This is a genomic window from bacterium (assembly GCA_040756715.1).
Taxonomy (GTDB): Bacteria; UBA9089; UBA9088; order UBA9088; family UBA9088; genus JBFLYE01.
This window is the reverse complement of record JBFLYE010000112.1, coordinates 1-2,445: the sequence shown is the minus strand read 5'-3', so window position 1 is coordinate 2,445 and position 2,445 is coordinate 1. Positions and strand designations below refer to the sequence as shown.

The 2,445-nt window shown below is 36.4% G+C and carries 1 protein-coding gene; it reads right to left on the bottom strand.

Annotated features, from left to right (window positions below):
• Positions 1-2,445: tetratricopeptide repeat protein (locus tag AB1397_04210; protein ID MEW6482186.1), on the bottom strand; the 2,445-nt coding region annotated here is incomplete at both ends.

The following is a 2,445-nucleotide window of genomic DNA, read 5'->3' as shown; positions in this document are numbered from 1 at the left end:
ACAAGGCTTTCTAATACCTTTTGGCTTTCCTTTAGGCTTTTTTCATAATCTTGTTTTTTATGGTAGTAAATCCAGCTCAGAAGATTATGTAGCCTTTTTTTATTATCGCCCTCTAAAACATTAGAAAGCCTTGTTAAGAAGGAGATTGCCCTATCTATCTCATTATTAGCAAGGTATAGCCTTATAAGATGGTCAACCGTCCTTGAATATTCAGGCCTTATCTCAATTGCCTGTTCAAATTCAGCCATTGCAAGTTCTGTCTTTCCCATATTTAGATATAAAATTCCCATGTTGTTATATATATCAGCAATAAAAGGTTGCCATTCCTTTGCCTTTTTGTAATAGAAAAGGGCTTTCTCTGCCTCGCCTTGCATAAAATGTGCCATTCCCAATGTAAAATAGGCGGTGTTGCTCATCCCTCGCAGTAGCTTATTTAAGGTAGTTGCTCCCGCAATCGCCTCTTTTAATGATTCTTTATTGCCTGTGGTTATTACATGGTTGATATAAGCCCGATTTAGCTCCTCCCAATACCTTATTTCCCGATAATTGAAGGAAATTGCCTTTTTATATTTAGAAAATGTGTTGTTCCAATCCCCCCGAGCAGAGCATACGGTTCCATCTTTATAATATAGGTCAGCAAGGTATGGTCTAATAACAGAGATAGAAAAAGCAATTATAAAGATAAAAACAGAAGGGTATATCACCCAAGGAATGGGTGAATTTTTCCTAAAGCTAAATTGAAAGGTTTTAAAATTGCCAATCTCTTTTACTGCCATTGCCATAAGTATCCAATAAAGGGAGGCAATGGGTGTATTTCCAAAGCTAAATTGGTTTTGAACAAGATAGGCAAGCCAGGCGGTATACATTCCCAAGATAAGAATCTTTCTTTCATTTTCTGCTTTGCAATATCCCTTCCAACAATACATTGTAAAGGCAATAATAAGCCAGAAATAGATAATAAGCCCTATAATTCCCCGATTTACTCCTGTATCAAAGATCTCATTGTGCAGCCTATCCTCCATCTCTAGCCCCCCTTCCATTTTTTTTGTATAAACCTTGGCAAGGTATTTAGGAAAGATTATGCCCAATGTATCTGGACCAATTCCAAACCAGGGATAATCGGGAATGATTGCACAGCCGGTTGTCCACATCCAGATCCTCCATCCCGAAGAACCTCCCGCGCTAGCAAGCTTGTTCCTAATTTTTTGAAAAAGGCCTATTTTTTTCTCTTCTTTAATTTTAACCACATCCTTTTCCTCTTTGGTAATATTTTCAGCTCCCTGCATACTTTTTGGAATGATTCCAAAGAACCTTCCTGCAACTGAGATATTTCGGTTAAGATTAAAAACAATGGTTAAAAATATAAGAGAGGCCCCAATCACGGGAAGGCCTATTTTATAGGCTGTTCCTCTTTCCTTTATTATAAACCCTGTAATAACCAAATGGGCAAAAAACAAAAGCCCCAAGGATAAACCACCTAAAAATAAGGCCATTTTGCTGGATAGATCTAGATATTTGTGGACTATATAAAAAACAAAGCCAAATAAAGAGGTAAAAACAGGAAAGTATAAAAGAAAAAATCTAAATCCATAGAACCAAAGCACAAATACCAAAGTGCAAACACTTAATCCGACAAAGGTGGCCCTTGTATTGGTAAAGCAGAAGCAGATGTAGATAAAAATAATGCACCCTCCATAAAACAAAAGAAGAAGGGGTCTTTTTAAAGAAGATTGTTTCTCTCTTTTTTTTCCCTTAGAAACTTCCTTTCTTTCCGTAATAAAGATATACATCGAAAGGCAGGTAAATATAGCCATCGAAAGGTATGCCGCAATAAATACAGGGTTTCCAAATGTTCCAATGATTCTATATCTAGTGAAGGATTCCCATTTAAGGGGATCTAGCCCAAGAAATTGAATTACCCCATATACAGAGGTTATTGCCGCAACAAGAATAATGCTAAATAAAAGCCAATAGATCTTTTCCTTTGAGATAAAGGTAAGAATAGCATAAAAGGAGATAAAATACATAATAACCACAAGAAGACCCTCGTACCTCTTATATGTTCCCACAAATGCCATCCAGGGGTTTATAGAGAATATGGTTGAAATAATGGTTATAATTAACCAGGCAGATGTTGGAAGGAGAATTATTAAGGGAGGGATAGATATCTCAATTTTAGAAAGATAGGCGCTTCTGATTAGCCAGGTTGCTAGGATTACCATGGTAAGGAGATAAATGGATGTAACCTTTGATATATCAAAGCAGCTATAAAGATGAATATCAAAGTATAAGGGTGGAACAAAGATAAGAACAATAATATAGGAAATGATTAAAGCCCTTGTGAATAGCTCAAATTTTATCTGTAAAAGATAGGCAAAGAGAGAAATTATAAGGGAAACACCAACCCATGAGGCTAGATAATATGGGGCTGTGCCGGTAAAATCT